Genomic DNA, 16379 nt, shown 5'->3' with positions numbered 1-16379 from the left:
GCACGTCTCCTCGGTGATCGAGTCTCTTGTTGCGATCTTGCTGCAGCTGACAGATGCAGGCAACCCCGAACCCCTGGCGTCGAAACCTCGCCACCACGACAGGCATCCGGGCCCCGACCTCCACCCGTCGTCGGGACGGCCCGTCCCACTCCCCGAGATGCACATGAGGCAGTCGAGCGGGCCCTCGAGGCTGCCTCACGTGGACCTCGCGAACGCCGAGCCCGCGCAGACCCTCGCGCGGCAGCCCTAGACGGCGACGGCGGCCGTCAGCCGGCGCAGCGCGGGGCGGTCCCGCACGACGAAGGACCGGCGCTGCTTGAGCAGCACGCCCTCGGCGACGAGGCGGGAGAGCTCGCGGGACGCGGTGACGCGGGTGAGACCGACGATCGCGGCGAGGTCGTCGACGCCCAGTTGCAGCCGCAGGCGGACGAGGCCGTCGGGGCCCGGCTCGCCGTGGGCGTCGGCGAGGTGGGTGAGCAGCAGGACCATGCGCTCACGGGCGGGCAGGGCGTCGAGCGCGAGGTGCAGGTGCAGCACGTGCTGCTTGTGCGCGACGCGGCGGGCGACCTCGAGGAGCAGCTCGGGGTCCGTGCGGGCCGCGGCGAGCAGGACCTCGCGGGACACGACGAGGACCTCGGAGTCGATCACGGCGACGGCGGTCGCGGCGCGGGCCGCGCGGTCGACGCAGGCGGTCTCCCCCACGCTGGCGCCGGGCTCGGCGTAGCCCAGGACGCGCTCCCCGCCGTCGGGACGCAGCAGCGAGAGCCGGAGGCGACCCGACGTCAGGACGTAGAGCGAGCCGGAGATCTCGCCCTGGCGCATGACGAGTTCCCCGGCGCGCAGGCGTCGGGGCACACCGAGGGCGGCGAGCCGGTCGGCGACCGGGCCGGTCTCGGCGAGCAGGAACGGGGAGACGGCGAGCTCGGGAGTGGCCGGCGGCACGGCGCGGGCGAGCGACTGCGCCACGACGGCCTCCGTCCCGACCCGGACGACCCGGGTCGGGACGGAGATTAGCCGCGGCCGACCGCGTCCCTCCAGGTTCAGGCCGCGACCGGGGCCGCGGCGTCGGCGCTGATGGACTCGTCGACGGAGTCGGGCAGCAGCAGGGTGCAGGCCAGGCTGACCACCGCGAGGCCGGCCAGGAGGAGCCCGATCGCCAGGCTCGTCGCGTAGGTGGCGACCAGCGCGGTGGCGATGAGGGGGACCACCCCGCCCCCGAGGACGCCGGCGAGGTTGTAGGACATCCCGGCGCCGGTGTAGCGGTAGCGGGTCGGGAACAGCTCCGGCAGCTGGGCGCCGATCGGGCCGTACGCGATCCCGACGACGCCGAGGACGATCGAGAGCCCGAGCCCGAACGAGGCCGCGGTCCCGAGGTCGATGATCGGGAAGGCGATGACGCCGCCGACGACGGAGAGCGCGTTGCCGATGATCACCATCCTCCGGCGGCCGACCCGGTCGGAGAGGATCGCGCCCGCGATCGTGGTGGCCGCGAACACGAGGCCGCCGATGATGCCCATGGCGAGGACGGTCGGGCGGGGCAGGCCGAGCTGCTGGGTGCCGTAGCTGGTCAGGTAGGTGACACCGATGTAGAAGAAGGCGAACACCGCCATCGTCGAGCCCGCGCCGAGCAGCACCGTGCGGGGCTGGCGGGTCAGCACCTCGGTGACCGGGAGCCTCGTCGAGCCGGAGGCGTTGCCGGCCTCGTTGCGCCTGGCGAACGCCGCCGTCTCGGTGATCGCGAGCCGCACGTAGAGGCCGAGGGCGACGAGGACGACGCTGCCGATGAACGGGATGCGCCAGCCCCAGGCGAGGAAGGCCTCGTTCGACATCGTGAGCGCGGTGGTGAGGAAGGTGGCGCTGGCCAGGGCGAAGGCGACCGAGGGGCCGAGCTGCGGGTAGAGCGCGTACTTGCCGCGGACCTTCGCGGGCGCGTTCTCGGCGGTGAGCAGCGTGGCGCCGGCCCACTCGCCGCCGACCGCCAGGCCCTGCAGGACGCGGAGCAGCACGAGCAGCGCCGGGGCGACCCACCCGATGACGCCGGTGGAGGGCAGCAGGCCGATCGCGAGGGTCGAGAGGCCCATGAGCAGCAGGGTCGTGACCAGCGTGCGCTTGCGCCCGAGCCGGTCGCCGAAGTGCCCGAACAGCACCGAGCCGAAGGGCCGGGCCACGAAGGCGACGCCGAAGGTGGCGAGCGCCAGCGCCGTGCCCGCGGCGGCGCCGAGCTCGGGGAAGAACACCTTGTTGAACACGAGCGCGGCGGCCGTGCCGTAGATGAAGAAGTCGTAGAACTCGATGACGGTGCCGGTCATGCTCGCGAGCGCGATGCGGCGCATCGGCGGTGCACTCGGTGATGACGTCTGGTCCGAAGTGGTCAACGGGTCCCTCCCGGTCAATCGTGCTGTCACCGGGAGTATCGGGATGAATCCGACAGCGATCTGTATCACAGACTACAGACGAGCCACGGAACGTCCGTCCGGTGAGGAACGTCGGGAGCTGCGCAGCAGCCGCAGCCCGTTGAGCGCGACGAGGATCGTCGACCCCTCGTGCCCGGCCACGCCGAGGGCCAGCGGCAGGTGCCCGACGAGGTCCCACGCCACCAGGCCCACGACGATCGTGCCGGCGAGGGCGAGGTTCGCGATCACCGTGCGCCGGGCCCGGCGGCCCAGGTCGAGCAGCCAGGGCAGGCGCCGCAGGTCGTCGCCGAGGACGACGACGTCCGCCGCCCGGACGGTGAGCTCGGCGCCACCCATGGCCATCCCGACGTCGGCACCGGCCAGGGCCGGGGCGTCGTTCACCCCGTCCCCGACGACCGCCACCGTGCGTCCGTCGGCCCGGAGTCCCTCGACGACGGCGAGCTTGTCCTCGGGCAGCAGGTCGGCCCGGACGTCGGCCACGCCGAGCCGGTCGGCCATCGCCCGTGCGGCCTCGGCCCGGTCGCCCGTCGCGAGCACCGGCGGGACGGCCGTGCGGGCGGCCAGGTCGGCCACCGCCGCGGCCGCGTCGGGCCGCAGGGCGTCGGCGATCGCGAGGGTGCCGAGGACCCGGCCGGTGTCGAGGTCGGTGACGTCGACGAGCGTGGTGGCGTCGTCGTCGTGAGGGGAGGATCCGAGCGCTCTGGTGGCACGAGGGGTCCCCTCACGCCGGTCGCTGCGACCCACCCCGATCCGGCGGCCGTCCACGGTGCCGCGCACGCCCACCCCCGGCTCGGCCACGAAGTCGGCGACCTCCCGGACGACGAGCCCCCGGTCCCGGGCGGCCGCCAGCACCGCACGGCCCAGCGGGTGCTCGCTGCGGGCCTCGACGGCGGCGGCGAGCGCGAGCACGTCGACGTCCGGGTCACCCACCACGCGCGGTGCGCCCACGGTGAGCGTGCCCGTCTTGTCCAGCACCACGGCGTCGACCGCCCCGAGCTGCTCCATCACCTGCGCGGAACGCACGAGCAGGCCGCGCCGCCCGGCGTTCGCCACCGCCGCGAGCAGGGGCGGCATGGTCGCGAGCACGAGCGCGCAGGGCGACGCGACGATCATGAACGTCATGGCGCGCAGGAGGGCGTCGTCCAGGGTGGCGCCCAGGCCCAGCGGGACCGCGAAGATCGCGAGGGTCGCGACGACGACGCCGATCGAATAGCGCTGCTCGACCGTCTCGATGAACAGCTGCGTGCGGGCCTTCGTCCGGGCCGCCTCCTCGACGAGCTCGGCGATCCGGGCGACGACGGACTCCCCCGCCGGGCGGACGACCCGCACCGTCAGCGCCCCGCCCGCGGCCACGGTGCCCGCGTAGACCTCGCCGCCCACGGCCTTCGGCACCGGCAGCGGCTCGCCGGTGATGCTCGCCTGGTCCACCTCGGCGGCCCCGTCGAGCACGATCCCGTCCGCGGGCACGGCGTCGCCCGGGCGCACCAGGACCACCTCGCCGACCGCGAGGTCCCCGGCCCGGACGTCCTCCTCGACCCCGTCCGCGAGCCGGGTCGCGCGGGCGGGCGCGAGGTCGAGCAGCCCGCCCACCGACTCCTCGGTCCGCGCCGTGGCCCAGGCCTCGAGCGCACCCGACGTCGCGAAGATGACGATGAGCAGCGCGCCGTCGACGACCTGGCCGATCGCGGCCGCCCCGAGCGCGGCGACGACCATGAGCAGGTCGACGTCGAGCCGGCGGCCGCGCAGTGCCCGCAGCCCCTCGAGGGCGGGCTCCCACCCACCCGCCACGTAGCAGACGGCGAGGACCGGGCCCCACGTCCAGGCGGGGGCCCCGACCAGCACCAGCAGCCCGCCGACGGCGAAGGCGGCGAGGGCGAGCGCGGCCCAGCGCGCCTCGGGCAGGCGCACCAGGAGCGAGCGTCGCGGGGAGCGGGTCGGGACCGCGGCGGTGCGGTCGTCGAGAACGGTCACGTCCGGACACGGTACACACGGATGAACGGTGGTTCATACTTTCATGCCTGACCAACCGCTGAGGTGAGTACGCTCCCGCCATGGGCCACGGCATCGACGGGGACACCCCGACGCGGTCGAAGGAGGCCGTCGACGCCGTCGCCCGCACGATGCACGCACTCTCGACCCCGAGCCGGGTCCACCTGCTGCTGCGACTGCGCGACGAGCCCCGCACCGTCGGTGAGCTGGTCGCCGACGTGGGCATGGAGCAGTCCGCGGTGTCGCACCAGCTGCGGGTGCTGCGCCACCTCGGGCTCGTCGTCGGCGAGCGGGACGGGCGCCAGATCCGCTACCGGCTGCACGACGACCACGTGGCCCAGCTGCTCGACGAGGCCGTCTTCCACGTCGAGCACCTGACCACCGGCCGGGTCGACCCGGTCTAGCTCCGCGGCGCGGCGCCGGTGTGCACCCGCCGGGCCCCACCCGGGTCAGACCGACGGCCGGTCGTGGCCGTCAGGCCGCGACCAGGTCCGCCCGGTGGACCCCGACGGCGTCGTGCAGCAGGGCGACCAGCCGGTCGTCCCGCTCCGCCGAGCCGGCCGGGCCGGCGAGGACCACGGCCCGGTGGAAGGCGGCGGCGAGGTGCGGGAGGGCGCGGAGTCCGACGACGTACCCGGCGGCGCCGTCGAGGCGCACGCGGGTCCACCGTCGCTGCGCGCGCCGGGCGCGGGCGAGCAGCCGGGTGGCAAGGGCGTCGTCGGGGCGGACGGCGAGGGCGGCGCGGGCGCACGCGGCGACGAGCTCCCAGGCGTCGCGCGGGTCGCAGCTCCCGGCCGCGGCCAGCGCGGGGACGAGCGGGAGCAGGCGGTCGCGCGCGCCGTCGGAGACCCGGTCGTTGACCTGCTGCGCGAGGGCGGCCAGGGCCGGCGCGGTGCAGCGGGGCCGGTCGGAGAAGGGCTCGCCCGCCAGGAGGGCGACCTGCTCCATCAGGCAGGTGCCCGCCTCCGCGCCGGAGTGGGCTCCCCTCGTGAGGCGCTCCGTCACCGTGGGCTCCGTCCGTCGTGGTGGTCGGCCCATCGTAAGCGAGGTTTTCGCCAGTGGAAGACCCTGGTTTCGGTGAACCGAAAAAGTAGTCACCGCCACGGCGACGTCCCGGCTCGCGCCGGAGCGCCACCCGGTCCGCTCGGTGACCGACACGAGCGCTGGTCCTCAGGCCACCTGCGGCGTGCATCGGCACGCGAGGCCCTGCCGACAGCCGCACCCGCAACTCGCGGCGCACCCGCAGGCGGGCCGGGCCAGACCCGTCGAATCCGGTCCGAGCAGGCCGGTGACGAGGTCGGGTGCGGGGTCGGCCGGACCGGTCCGCACCCGGCGGGTGACCCGGGCGGCGAGGTCCGCCCACGATCGGCAGGCCGCGCAGCCGCCGAGGTGTTCGTCCGCCTGCGCCGTCTCGCGGGCGCCCGCCTCGCCGTCGAGCCCGGCGGAGACCGCCTCCCGGCATCGCTCGCAGTCCACGACCGTCAGGTCGCCGCCGACGCCCCGGGAGTTCCCGGGAACCCGGGAGGTGCCCGCGGCGACTGTCCCCCCGTGTTCTCCCCCGGCGCGACCCTCGTGTTCACGGCGATCTTCCTGGTGACCGGTGGCTACGCCCTGGTCCGGATCGCCCAGCTGCTCGTGACCCGCGACCGGGACGGCAGTCGCGTCGGCGAACTCGCTCACCTGCTGATGAGCCTCGGGATGCTCGCGATGACGTGGGGCGTGACGGGCGGGGTGCTCGAGGTCGTCGCGTTCGGCGTCCTCACGGTCTGGTTCGTCCGCCGTCTCCTGCTGCCGGCCGGCCACGAGCGCCACGTCGAGGCCTACCACGCGGCGATGTCCGCGACGATGGTGTGGATGCTCGCGGCCATGCCGGCGCTCATGGCCTCGGGCGACGACGCGGGGAGCCACCACCACGGCGGCAGCGCGATGCCGTTCCCGACCGGTGCCGTGACCTTCGTCCTCGTCGTGGTCTCGCTCGCCGCCGCGGCCTTCTGGCTGGTCCGGATCGTGCGTCCGGTGCCGGGCGAGGGGTGCGCCCCCGCGGTCCTCGCCGACGCCGGGTCGGTGGCGGTGGCCGCGCGCCCCGTGGTCGCGACGGTCGGGTCCCGCCTCGACGCGGGCTGCCACCTGCTGATGAGCCTGGGCATGGCCGGGATGCTGCTCGCGATGTAGGCGTCGCCGCGGGCACACCGGGAGTTCCCCCGGGCTGCTGCGAGGGTGCTCACGGCGGGTCCCGGGAGCACCGGGCTACCGTGCGGGACGTGGACGACGCCGCCGTGACCCGGGCCGCCGAGCTCGCCCGGGACGGCGACCGGGCCGCGGCCGCACGCTTCGTCGAGCTGACCCAGCAGCAGGTCTGGCGGCTGCTGACCCACCTCTCCGACCGGGGGGTCGCGCAGGACCTCGCCCAGGAGACCTACGAGCGCGCCTTCCGCGCGCTGCCCGCCTTCCGCGGGGAGGCGCCGGCCCGCACCTGGCTGCTCTCCATCGCCCGCCGGGTCGCGGCCGACCACCTGCGCCGCTCCGCCCGGCGCCCCTCCACCCCGGTCGAGCTGCACGACGCCGACGAACCACTCGGCCGACCACGCGACGGCGACGTCGCGGAGGGGGTGGCACTGCGCGCGGCCGTGGACGCCCTCGACCCCGACCGCCGGGAGGCCTTCGTCCTCACCCAGGTCGTCGGGCTGGGCTACGCCGAGGCCGCCGCCGTCTGTGACTGCCCGATCGGCACGATCCGCTCCCGCGTCGCCCGGGCCCGGGCCGACCTGGTCGAGGCCCTCACGGCCGACACCCGCGCGTCGGTGCGGGAGACCCGCGGATGACCTGCGAGGAGTGCCGCGAGGAGATCTCGGCCGACCTCGACGGGGAGAGCGACGCCGTCGGCCGCGCGGCCCTGGAGGCCCACCTGGCGAGCTGCGCCGCGTGCCGACGGTGGCGGGAGAGCGCCGTCGTCGTCACCCGCTCCGCCCGTACCGCGCCGGCCGACCCCGGGCCCGACCTCGTCGCCCTCGTGCTGCCGGCCGCCCCACGGCACCGCCGGGGTCCGTGGGTCGCCCGGGTCGGTCTGGCCGTCGTCGGTGTCGCGCAACTGGTCCTCGGGGTGCTGGCCCTCACCGGCACCACGGACCACGGGGACGGCGCGATGCTCGGCGCGGACCTCGCGCACATGGGCCACGAGTCCGCGTCCTGGAACCTCGCCCTGGGAGTCGCCTTCCTCGCGGGCGCCCGCTGGGTCCGGCACGTGGCGGGGCTCCTGCCCGTGCTCGGGGCCTTCATCCTCGTGCTCGGGGCGCTCAGCGCGGTCGACCTGGTGGCGGGCCGGGTCGAACCCGCACGGATCCTCGCGCACGGGCTCGTCGTCGTCGGCTTCGCGCTCGCGCTCTACCTGGGACGGCAGCCCGCCCCGGCCCCGCGACCGGAGGCCGACCGCCCGCCGTCGACCGCCCCGGGCGACCGGGAGCGCCGACCCGACCGGACCCGTCGTCGGGACGCCGCCTAGTTGCCTGATGCTGGCAACAGCGCTCTACTGGCATTCATGACGGTGAACGTGCGCGAGGAGGCCCCGGGCCACCGGATCGATCCGCGGGGGCACTGCCGCTGCGGGTGGGAGTCGCGGGAGGCGGCCTTCCACTGGTCGGGCGAGCTGCCGGCACTGGAGCTGCGGGCGACGCCTCCGACGCCCGTGCGTCCGCCGCGCGCGTGAGCCGCAGGCACCACCTCAGGGACGCACCGGATACGGCACGAACGTCGACCGGTCGGCGTCGAGGTCCAACGCCCGCCCGAGCGGCGGGAAGGCCCGCTGCGGACAGTCCAGGCGCTCGCAGGTCCGGCAGCCGCTCCCGATGAGCTGGACCCGCGAGCGGTCGGTCAGGTCGAGCCCGGCGGAGTAGACGAGCCGCTCGGCGTGGCGCAGTTCGCAGCCGAGCCCGACGGCGAAGGTCTTCGTCGGCGTGTGCCAGCCGCCCCGCCGTCTCGACACCGTCCGGGCGATCCAGAAGTAGCGCCGGCCGTCGGGCATCTCCGCGATCTGGGTCAGGACCCGGCCCGGGGAGGCGAACGCCTCGTAGACGTTCCACAGCGGGCAGGTCCCCCCGGCGCGGGAGAAGTGGAACGCGGTCGCGGACTGCCGCTGGGACATGTTGCCCGCCCGGTCGACCCGCACGAACGCGAAGGGCACGCCGGGCAGCGACGGGCGCTGCAGCGTCGAGCAGCGGTGCGCGACCGTCTCGAAACCCACCCCGAAGTGGTCGGCCAGCCGCTCCAGGTCGTACCCCACCCGCTCGGCCGTCCCGTGGAACGCCCGGTAGGGCAGCACGAGGGCGGCCGCCGCGTGGTGGGCGAGCCCGATCCGGCCGAGCGCACGGCTGTCCGGGTCGGTCAGCTCCGCCGCGTCCGCCACCTCGGCCTCGATCAGGTCCGCGAACTCCAGCTGGGCGATGACCGTCGCGACCCGGAACGCGCGCTGACCGGGTCGGAGGTGGGGTGCCAGCCGCAGGACCGCACCCTCGGCGTCGAACCGGTGCAGCTCCTGGTCGAGGGCCCCCACCTGCACCCGCACGCCGTGCCGCCCGGTGAGCCGCCGAACCAGGGCGGCCCGGGTCTCCCCCGCCCGGACGCCGATCTCACCGGCGAGCCGCTCGGCCGCCTCGTCGAGCGCGGGGACGTGGTTGCGATGGCGGGAGAAGAAGTCCCGGACCTGCTCGTGGGCGGTCGGGGCCCGGCCATCGTCCTCCCTCCGTCCGACCGCGGTCGAGAGCCGCTCCAGCCGCGCCCGGAGCTCGACGAGGGTCCGGGCCATGCCGGGCATCCGCTCGGCCAGGTCGGCGACCTCCGCGGCGTTCACCGCGCCGGCCTCGAGCTCGTCGGCCACCGCCTCCCGGAGCTCGGCGGTCAGCCGCGCCGTGTCCCGCACCGCGAAGAAGGAGGCGTCCACTCCGAACGCCTCGGTGAGGCGCAGCAGGACGGGCACGGTGAGCGGGCGTGCGTCGTGTTCGATCTGGTTGAGGTAGCTGGGCGAGAGTTCCAGGAGCCGGGCGAGCTCGACCTGGGAGAGTCGTCGCTCCTCCCGGAGCCGACGCAGCCGGGCGCCGACGAAGGTCTTCGCCATCGCGTCATCTCAGCAGACGATGAGGCTTTGCACCATTGGCAACCGGCGCGCCCGATGTGGCCGGATGTGGCATCGCAGGTCAGCGCACCTGCCGTCGGGAACGCATGAGGCGGGACACATGCCTCCGCCACGACGGGTCGCTAGCGTCCGTCCCGCTGGTGGTTCGACCTCGGCTCACCGGCCGAGGTCGTGGCAACAGGGAACCCGGTGCGACTCCGGGACTGCCCCGCAGCGGTGAGTGGGAACGAGAGCCGTCACCGAGCACTGGACCCCGGTCCGGGAAGCGACGGCCGGTAGGAGCGAGGACGACGCCCACGAGTCCGAAGACCTGCCACCGGTGCGCGCGCCGAGATCCGGCCCGCGCGGCTCGGGGACCTCGTGGGACGGTCGCGGGTGCGCACCTGCGCCTCGTCGCCTCCTCCTGCCCCGCCCCCGGGCCGACGCCGTCTCACGAGGAGGAGAGCGAGTGTCAGCCCCCATCGGGTCCACGGTCCTGGGATATCCGCGCATCGGACCACGCCGCGAGTTGAAGAAGGCCCTGGAGTCGTACTGGGCCGGGACGTCGTCCGCCGAGGACCTGCAGGCGGTCGCGGCGGAGATCCGCGCCGGGACCCGCGCGGACCTCGCGGCGCTGGACTCCCAGCCCACCGGCACGTTCTCGTTCTACGACCAGGTCGCCGACGTGACGGCCCTGCTCGACGCCGTCCCCCCGCGCTTCCGGCCGGACGGTTCGCGGGCCGGCACCGCGCTCGACGAGTACTTCGCCATGGCCCGCGGGACGGCCTCCGCGCCGCCCATGGAGATGACGAAGTGGTTCGACACCAACTACCACTACCTCGTGCCCGAGATCGGCCCGGACACGACGTTCCGGCTGGCCGGGCGGACGCCCGTCGACCTCTTCCGGGAGGCGGTCGATGCCGGGGTGCGGGGCCGTCCCGCCCTCGTCGGTCCGGTGAGCTACCTGCTCCTGGCCAAGCCCGCCGACGGCGCCCGGGAGGGATTCGCGCCCCTGAGCCGCCTCGACGACGTCGTGGCGGTCTACGCCGAGCTCCTGGGTGAGCTGGCCGACGCCGGTGCCGAGTGGGTGCAGCTGGACGAGTCCGCGTTCGTCCAGGACCGCACGGAGGTCGAACTCGAGGGGCTGCGACGGGCCTACGAGCGCCTCGCCGCCCTCGAGCGGCGCCCGAGGATCCTCACGGTCTTCTCCTACGGGGACCCGGCCGGGGCGCTCGACGTGATCACCCGGACCGGGGTCGAGGGCGTCGCCCTCGACCTGGTCACCGCACCCGGCCTCGTCGACCGCGTCCCCTCGACGACCGGTCTGCGCGACACGACCCTGGTCGCGGGCGTCGTCGACGGCCGCAACGTGTGGCGTGCCGACCTGCCGCGGGTGTTGTCCCGGTTGGCGACGGTGCTCGGCGGCGTCGGTGACCTCGCCGTCTCGAGCTCCTGCTCCCTGCTCCACGTGCCCTACGACGTCTCCGTCGAGGACGCCCTCGACGACTCCGTCGCCGCCCGGCTCGCCTTCGCCCGGGAGAAGGTGGCCGAGGTGGCGCTGCTCGGTCGTGCCCTGACCGCCGACGGTTCGGACGATCTGCGCCACGCGGTCTCGGCGGAGACCGCGCTGCCACGCGCGGAGGTCGACCGGGCGGTCCGCGACCGGGTGCGGGAGGTGGAGGCCGCCGACCGCACCCGCAGCGCCTACGACGTGCGTCGCAAGGCCCAGGCCGACCGCCTCGGGCTGCCCGATCTCGCGACGACGACCATCGGCTCGTTCCCGCAGACCCCCGACGTGCGCAGGGCGCGGGCCGACTTCGCGGCGGGCCGACTCGACGAGGCCGACTACACCGTGCGCATGCAGGCCGAGATCGAGCGCGTGGTCCGGTTGCAGGAGGACCTCGGACTCGACGTCCTCGTGCACGGCGAGCCCGAGCGCAACGACATGGTCCAGTACTTCGCCGACACCCTGCCCGGGTTCGCGACGACGAGGCTGGGCTGGGTCCAGTCCTACGGCTCGCGGTGCGTGCGCCCGCCGATCCTGCACGGTGACGTCTCGCGCCCGCAGCCGATGACCGTCGAGTGGGCGCGATACGCGCAGTCGCTCACCGCGAGGCCGATGAAGGGCATGCTGACCGGCCCGGTGACGATCCTCGCGTGGTCCTTCGTCCGCGACGACCAGCCCCTGGGCGAGACGGCCGACCAGGTGGCCCTCGCGCTGCGCGACGAGATCGCCGACCTGGAGGCCGCCGGGATCGGCATCGTCCAGGTCGACGAGGCGGCGCTGCGTGAGCTGCTCCCGCCGCGCCGGTCGGAGTGGGGTGCCTACCTCGACTGGGCCGTCGGGTCGTTCCGGCTCGCCACCGGCGGCGCCGCGGACGAGACGCAGATCCACACCCACCTGTGCTACTCGGAGTTCGGCGACGTCATCGACGCGATCGACGGGCTCGACGCCGACGTCACCACGATCGAGGCGGCCCGCTCCCGGATGGAGATCCTCGCCGACCTGGCGGAGGTCGGGTACTCCCGCGGGGTGGGCCCGGGGGTCTACGACATCCACTCGCCGCGGGTGCCGACCCGTGACGAGATCGCGGAGCTGATCGCCGAGGCCCGCCGCGCGGTCCCCGACGACCGGCTGTGGATCAACCCCGACTGCGGGTTGAAGACCCGCGGCTACGCCGAGGTCGAGCCCACGCTGCGGGCCATGGTCGACGCCGCGGTCGACGCGCGGAGCTCATCAGGCCGCTGACCAGCACCACCGCGGCCGCCGGCGCCACGACGAGCCACGGCGCGACGAACGCGTAGGTCCGTCCCTCCGCGAGCATCGCGCCCCACTCGGGCGTCGGCGGCTGCACCCCGAGCCCCAGGAACGACAGGCCCGCCAGGGTCAGCACCGCCCCGACGAACCGGGCGGTGAACGCCTCCCGCACCGGTCCGGCGATCGCGGGCAGCACGTGCACCCGGAGGATCCACACCGGCCCGGCCCCGAGGGATCGGGCCGCGAGCACCCAGTCCTCGGCCCGGGCGGCGACGGTCAGCCGGTGTGCGAGCCGGGCGAACGGAGCCCACCCCATCACCGCGAGCGCGATCACCGCGGGCACGACCCCCGGCCCCAGCACCGCCGCGACGAGCAGCCCGACCAGCAACGCCGGCAGCGCGACGACGAGGTCGACCACCGACTGCACCAGCGTCGCCACCACCCGGGCCCTCGTCCCGTCGAGCCACCCCGTCCCGAGGCCCACCACGAGGCCGACCACCAGGCTCGCCACGACCGCGACCAGGCCGAGCCCGACCGTCCACCGGATGCCGCCCAGCACCCGGGCGAGCACGTCCCGCCCGAGCTGGTCGGTCCCGAGGAGGTGCCTTCCCGACGGCGGGTCCAGCCGGTTCGCGAAGTCCGTCGCCTCGGCGGGCCAGGCGGGCACGCCGAGCACCACGAGGGCGAACAGCCCGACGACCCTCACCGCAGCCTCGGGTCCAGCGCTCGGCTCGCGAGCTCGGCGGCGAGGGTCAGCAGCATCGCCACCCCGAGCACGACGACGACCCCCGCCTGGATCGTGGGCAGGTCGCGGGAGCCGATGGCCTCCGCGAGCGTCCGCCCGAGCCCGGGCACGTCGAAGACGACCTCCACCACCACCGCCCCGCCGAGCGTGCCGGCCAGGAACGGCCCGGCCTCCGCGAGCACCGCGGTCAGCGAGCGCGGGAGCACGTGGACCGCGAGGACCCGCCGTCGGGACAGCCCCTTGGCGACGGCGGTGACGGTCGACGGGTGCGCGAGCGCGACCCGGGTCTCGGCCCGGACCAGCCGGGCCGCGAGAGCCGCCGGGAAGAGTGCGAGCGTGAGCACGGGCAGGACCGCCCGGTCCGCGGTGCCCCAGCCGAGGGCGGGCAACCACCCGGCCCACACGGCGAGCACCAGCACGAGCGCCGGCCCGATCACGAACTCCGGTACCGCCAGCGCCACGGACCCGACCCGGTCGACGGCGCGGTCCGCCACCCGCCCCGGCCGGTCCGCCGCGCTCACTCCGGCGGGGAGCCCGACCGCCAGGGCCACCGCGAGGGCGAGTACGGCGAGGGTGGCCGAGACCCCGGCCGCGCCGAGGACCTGCGGGGCGACCGGGGCCCGCGTCGTGAAGGACCGCCCGAGGTCGCCGCGCAGGGCACCGGCGAGCCACGCGAGGTACTGGTCGCGCAGCGGCCGGTCGAGCCCCAGCTCGGCCGCGAGCCGCGCCTCCGCCGCCGGATCGGGTGCCGAGGCGAGGCTGCGCGACCGGATGACCGACCGCGTGACGTTCCCGCCCAGCAGCCGCGGCAGACCGAACACGACGGCCGAGGCGGCGAGCAGCACCAGCGGGACGAGCAGGAGGCGTCTGAGGGCGAGCGCAGCGACGGGGAGAGTCACCGGAGGAGGAGACCGGTCACCCGGCGGGGGCGAGGACCGGGAGCACCGGCCGGAGGTCGAGCGGGTCGGGGACGAAGCCGGTGACGCCCTTCTCGGCGGCGGTGTTGCGCGGGTGCACGATCGGCACCCCCACCGCGTCGGTGACCAGCATCCCGGCCGCCTGCCGGTAGATCCGCGCCCGTGCCGCGGTGTCGGTCACCGTGCCCAGCTGCCCCACCAGGGCATCGAAGGCCGGAGAGCGGTACCCGTCGATCGCGTAGGAGCCGCCGGAGGTGTAGTCCGAGGTCAGCGTGCTCGCGGCGTCGGGATAGTCCGAGAGGTAGCTGCGGGAGTTCAGGAACATGTCGTAGCGGCCGGCGAGCACCTCGGGCTCCTGCGCGTCGTACTCGCCGATGGTGATGTCGGTGGCGACACCCGCGGCCTGCAGCTGCGAGGCGATCGCCTGCGCGAGGACCGGCAGCTCCGGACGGTTGGGGAAGGTCCACAGCCGCACGCGCAGCGGGTTCTGCGGGCCGTGTCCGGCCTGGGCGAGCAGGGCCTGCGCCCCGGGGACGTCGGCGGGGGGCGGCGCCTGGGTGGAGCCGTAGGGCACGGCCGGGCCGAACAGGTCCGACGCCGGCAGCGCGGAGCCACCGAGCACCTGGTTCGCGAGGACGTTCCGGTCGAGCGCCGCGGTGACGGCCTTGCGGACCCGCACGTCGGCGAAGGGCGGCGCGGACTGGTTGAGCTGCAGCAGGATCGTGCGCGCCGAGGGGAACTCGCTGAAGGTCACCGACGGGTCGGCCGCCAGCCCGGCCCGCGAGGTCTCCGGCAGGCCCTCGGCGAACCCGACGTCGCCGGCGCGCAGGGCCAGCTCCCGGGTCTGCGGGTCGATGACGTAGCGGACGTCGACCCGGGCGGCCCGCGCGCGCTCGCCCCGGTAGCCGTCGAACCGCATCAGCGTCGCGCCCTCGCTACCGCGGATCTCCGTCATCCGCAGCGGGCCCGTCGCGGTGTTCACCGGCGAGGGCTGCTGTCCCGTCCCGTACGCGGCCGGCGACAGGATGGACGTGGCGCCCGAGCTCAGGCGCAGCGGCAGCACCGGGTCGGGCACGGTGGTCGTCGCACGGACCGTCATCGGTCCCTCGGCGGCCACCTGCAGCCCGATGTCGGTGATCGCGCGGGGCGGCGCCGGCCGGCCGAGGACGTGGGTCAGTGCCGTGACCACGGCGTTCGCGTCGAGGCGGGCGCCGTCGTGGAAGGTCACGCCGTCGCGCAGGGTGAACCGCCACGAGGTGCCGTCCTGGGTCCACGACGTGGCCAGGCCCGGGACCGCGTTGCCCTGCGGGTCGAGGGCGACCAGCGGCTCGGCGACGCCGAGCTTCGTCAGGAGCCCGCCGTCGTCGGCGTCGAAGGCGTAGCCGGCGCGGGGCGGGAACTGCAGCGCGACCGCGACGGTCCCGTCCCCGTCGGCTGAGGGCGCGCCTCCCCCGCAGGCGGACAGCAGGAGGGCGAGGACGAGGACGACCGGGGCCAGGGCTCTCACAATCGGAGATCATCTCACTAGTTGATGAACCTTTTACCCACCGCCTCGGTCACACTGGTCGCGTGCAGAGCCTCCTGGACGAGTTCGTCACCGGCTGGGTCGACGACCCGCTGGCCGGGTTCGCCGTCGGGACCTTCGGGGCGACCGCCGAGTTCCTGCGCCCGCCCGGGGTCACGGTGACCGTCGAGCACGCCCCCGGCCGCCACACCGCGATCTGCGACGAGGGCGCGCTGCGGCTCGACCTGCACCACGGGACGCTGTCGCCCCGCGCGTGGCGACGGCCGGTCGGCACCGACGACTGGACCCACGCCGTCGCCCTGTGCCTACCCGCCGACCGGGCGGCCGGACCGGCCCGGACCGCCGTCACGGTGCTCGGCGACGACCCCGATCCCCTCGTCGCCCCCGGCACGCTCGTCGATCTCGGCCTCGGCGTCGCCCACCTCGAGGCGTGCATCCGCACCGACGACCGGGCCCTGGTCGACCGGTGCGCCCGAGCGTCGGCCCTGGATGGGCCACTGGTGGGGGCGATCGTCGCGAGCGGGGCCACGCGGGTGTTCCGCACGGCCGTCGCGCGGGTCGAGGTGTGCACCCCGATCCCGCCGCCGGACGGCGAGAGCCCGCTCGGGCCGAACACCCACCTGCTGCCCGACCTGCTCGCCCACCGCCGTACGCACGCCGCCACCGACCCGATCCCGGACGGTGAGGTCCCGGTCGCCTCGGTCTTCCCGCCCCACCCGCGCCGGGACGCCCTCGGCCGGGCGCACCCGTGGGACGCAGCCGCGGACGCCGCCTTCGAGGCGGCGATGGAGGCGTTCGGCGATCCCGCGGAGCTCGCCGCGACCCGGGCCGCGCGGCGTGGCGCGCCTGCACCCGCCGTGATGGACACCGCCACGCGCCGGGGCCGGCGGGTGGGCGAGCGCCTCCCCCGCTGAGCCGCCGGCCGAC

16 protein-coding genes and 1 riboswitch are annotated in these 16379 nt (G+C 75.4%); of the genes, 7 read left to right on the top strand and 9 right to left on the bottom strand.

What is annotated here, in order from left to right:
* Nucleotides 1–246: 246 nt before the first annotated feature.
* From QSK00_RS20880 to QSK00_RS20870, 3 genes are all read right to left on the bottom strand, one after another.
* Nucleotides 247–966: a Crp/Fnr family transcriptional regulator gene (locus QSK00_RS20880; RefSeq protein WP_285593687.1), complete on the bottom strand. Its 720-nt coding sequence runs from the start codon at nucleotides 964–966 to the stop codon at nucleotides 247–249.
* A gap of 74 nt (nucleotides 967–1040) precedes the next feature.
* On the bottom strand, nucleotides 1041–2309 hold the full coding sequence (locus QSK00_RS20875; RefSeq protein ID WP_285593685.1) for an MFS transporter: 1269 nt from the start codon (nucleotides 2307–2309) through the stop codon (nucleotides 1041–1043).
* Nucleotides 2310–2447: 138 nt separating this feature from the next.
* Nucleotides 2448–4385, bottom strand: coding sequence for a heavy metal translocating P-type ATPase (locus QSK00_RS20870; RefSeq protein ID WP_285593683.1), 1938 nt, complete (start codon nucleotides 4383–4385; stop codon nucleotides 2448–2450).
* A gap of 80 nt (nucleotides 4386–4465) precedes the next feature.
* Between QSK00_RS20870 and QSK00_RS20865 the strand changes: the two genes are divergently transcribed.
* Nucleotides 4466–4807, top strand: a complete 342-nt coding sequence (locus QSK00_RS20865; protein WP_285593681.1) for an ArsR/SmtB family transcription factor — start codon at nucleotides 4466–4468, stop codon at nucleotides 4805–4807.
* 70 nt (nucleotides 4808–4877) lie between these two features.
* Here the strand turns inward: QSK00_RS20865 and QSK00_RS20860 are convergent, their stop codons facing one another.
* Entirely contained in the window at nucleotides 4878–5408 is a 531-nt protein-coding gene (locus QSK00_RS20860; RefSeq protein ID WP_285593679.1) for a hypothetical protein, read from the bottom strand.
* A gap of 165 nt (nucleotides 5409–5573) precedes the next feature.
* Entirely contained in the window at nucleotides 5574–5879 is a 306-nt protein-coding gene (locus tag QSK00_RS20855) for a zf-HC2 domain-containing protein (RefSeq protein ID WP_285593677.1), read from the bottom strand.
* A 72-nt stretch (nucleotides 5880–5951) separates the two neighbouring features.
* On the opposite strand from QSK00_RS20855, the gene QSK00_RS20850 reads away from it, so the two are divergent.
* The 4 genes from QSK00_RS20850 (at nucleotide 5952) to QSK00_RS20835 (ending at nucleotide 8106) form a co-directional block, all read left to right on the top strand.
* Entirely contained in the window at nucleotides 5952–6575 is a 624-nt protein-coding gene (locus QSK00_RS20850; protein WP_285593675.1) for a DUF5134 domain-containing protein, read from the top strand.
* Nucleotides 6576–6664: 89 nt separating this feature from the next.
* Entirely contained in the window at nucleotides 6665–7225 is a 561-nt protein-coding gene (locus QSK00_RS20845; RefSeq protein WP_285593673.1) for a sigma-70 family RNA polymerase sigma factor, read from the top strand.
* Entirely contained in the window at nucleotides 7222–7902 is a 681-nt protein-coding gene (locus QSK00_RS20840; RefSeq protein WP_285593671.1) for a zf-HC2 domain-containing protein, read from the top strand. The genes QSK00_RS20845 and QSK00_RS20840 overlap by 4 nt, the downstream gene beginning before the upstream one ends.
* Nucleotides 7903–7938: 36 nt before the next feature.
* A complete protein-coding gene (locus tag QSK00_RS20835; RefSeq protein ID WP_285593670.1) occupies nucleotides 7939–8106 on the top strand; it encodes a hypothetical protein in 168 nt (55 codons plus the stop codon).
* Nucleotides 8107–8121: 15 nt separating this feature from the next.
* Here the strand turns inward: QSK00_RS20835 and QSK00_RS20830 are convergent, their stop codons facing one another.
* On the bottom strand, nucleotides 8122–9510 hold the full coding sequence (locus QSK00_RS20830; protein WP_285593669.1) for a short-chain fatty acyl-CoA regulator family protein: 1389 nt from the start codon (nucleotides 9508–9510) through the stop codon (nucleotides 8122–8124).
* Between the two features lie 142 nt (nucleotides 9511–9652).
* Nucleotides 9653–9860, top strand: a riboswitch (cobalamin riboswitch).
* A 116-nt stretch (nucleotides 9861–9976) separates the two neighbouring features.
* Between QSK00_RS20830 and metE the strand changes: the two genes are divergently transcribed.
* Nucleotides 9977–12256 (top strand): 5-methyltetrahydropteroyltriglutamate--homocysteine S-methyltransferase, encoded by a 2280-nt coding sequence (gene metE, locus QSK00_RS20825; RefSeq protein WP_285593668.1) that lies wholly within the window; start codon nucleotides 9977–9979, stop codon nucleotides 12254–12256.
* On the opposite strand, the gene QSK00_RS20820 is transcribed toward metE, so the two are convergent.
* From QSK00_RS20820 to QSK00_RS20810, 3 genes are read right to left on the bottom strand one after another with little or no spacing between them, the layout of a single operon-like run.
* A complete protein-coding gene (locus QSK00_RS20820) occupies nucleotides 12150–12971 on the bottom strand; it encodes an ABC transporter permease (protein ID WP_285593667.1) in 822 nt (273 codons plus the stop codon). The two genes, metE and QSK00_RS20820, sit on opposite strands and share 107 nt — an antisense overlap.
* The gene (locus tag QSK00_RS20815) at nucleotides 12968–13909 is read right to left on the bottom strand and encodes an ABC transporter permease (RefSeq protein WP_285593665.1); all 942 of its coding nucleotides are present in this window, start codon (nucleotides 13907–13909) and stop codon (nucleotides 12968–12970) included. The genes QSK00_RS20820 and QSK00_RS20815 overlap by 4 nt, the downstream gene beginning before the upstream one ends.
* Nucleotides 13910–13925: 16 nt before the next feature.
* Nucleotides 13926–15434 (bottom strand): ABC transporter substrate-binding protein, encoded by a 1509-nt coding sequence (locus QSK00_RS20810; protein ID WP_285593663.1) that lies wholly within the window; start codon nucleotides 15432–15434, stop codon nucleotides 13926–13928.
* 62 nt (nucleotides 15435–15496) lie between these two features.
* On the opposite strand from QSK00_RS20810, the gene QSK00_RS20805 reads away from it, so the two are divergent.
* Nucleotides 15497–16366 carry a DUF6925 family protein gene (locus QSK00_RS20805; RefSeq protein WP_285593661.1) on the top strand — a complete coding sequence of 290 codons (870 nt, stop codon included), beginning with the start codon at nucleotides 15497–15499 and terminating at the stop codon, nucleotides 16364–16366.
* Nucleotides 16367–16379 lie beyond the last annotated feature (13 nt).

Source organism: Actinomycetospora sp. NBRC 106378 (assembly GCF_030269685.1).
Lineage (GTDB): Bacteria > Actinomycetota > Actinomycetes > Mycobacteriales > Pseudonocardiaceae > Actinomycetospora.
This window is presented reverse-complemented; position numbering and strand designations above follow the sequence as displayed.

What these genes read in the sequence shown, in the direction of transcription:
- QSK00_RS20875 (WP_285593685.1), bottom strand. Translation starts at nt 2,309, where the DNA reads ATGACCGGCACCGTCATCGAGTTCTACGACTTCTTCATCTACGGCACG.
- QSK00_RS20865 (WP_285593681.1), top strand. Translation starts at nt 4,466, where the DNA reads ATGGGCCACGGCATCGACGGGGACACCCCGACGCGGTCGAAGGAGGCC.
- QSK00_RS20840 (WP_285593671.1), top strand. Translation starts at nt 7,222, where the DNA reads ATGACCTGCGAGGAGTGCCGCGAGGAGATCTCGGCCGACCTCGACGGG.
- QSK00_RS20835 (WP_285593670.1), top strand. Translation starts at nt 7,939, where the DNA reads ATGACGGTGAACGTGCGCGAGGAGGCCCCGGGCCACCGGATCGATCCG.
- QSK00_RS20830 (WP_285593669.1), bottom strand. Translation starts at nt 9,510, where the DNA reads ATGGCGAAGACCTTCGTCGGCGCCCGGCTGCGTCGGCTCCGGGAGGAG.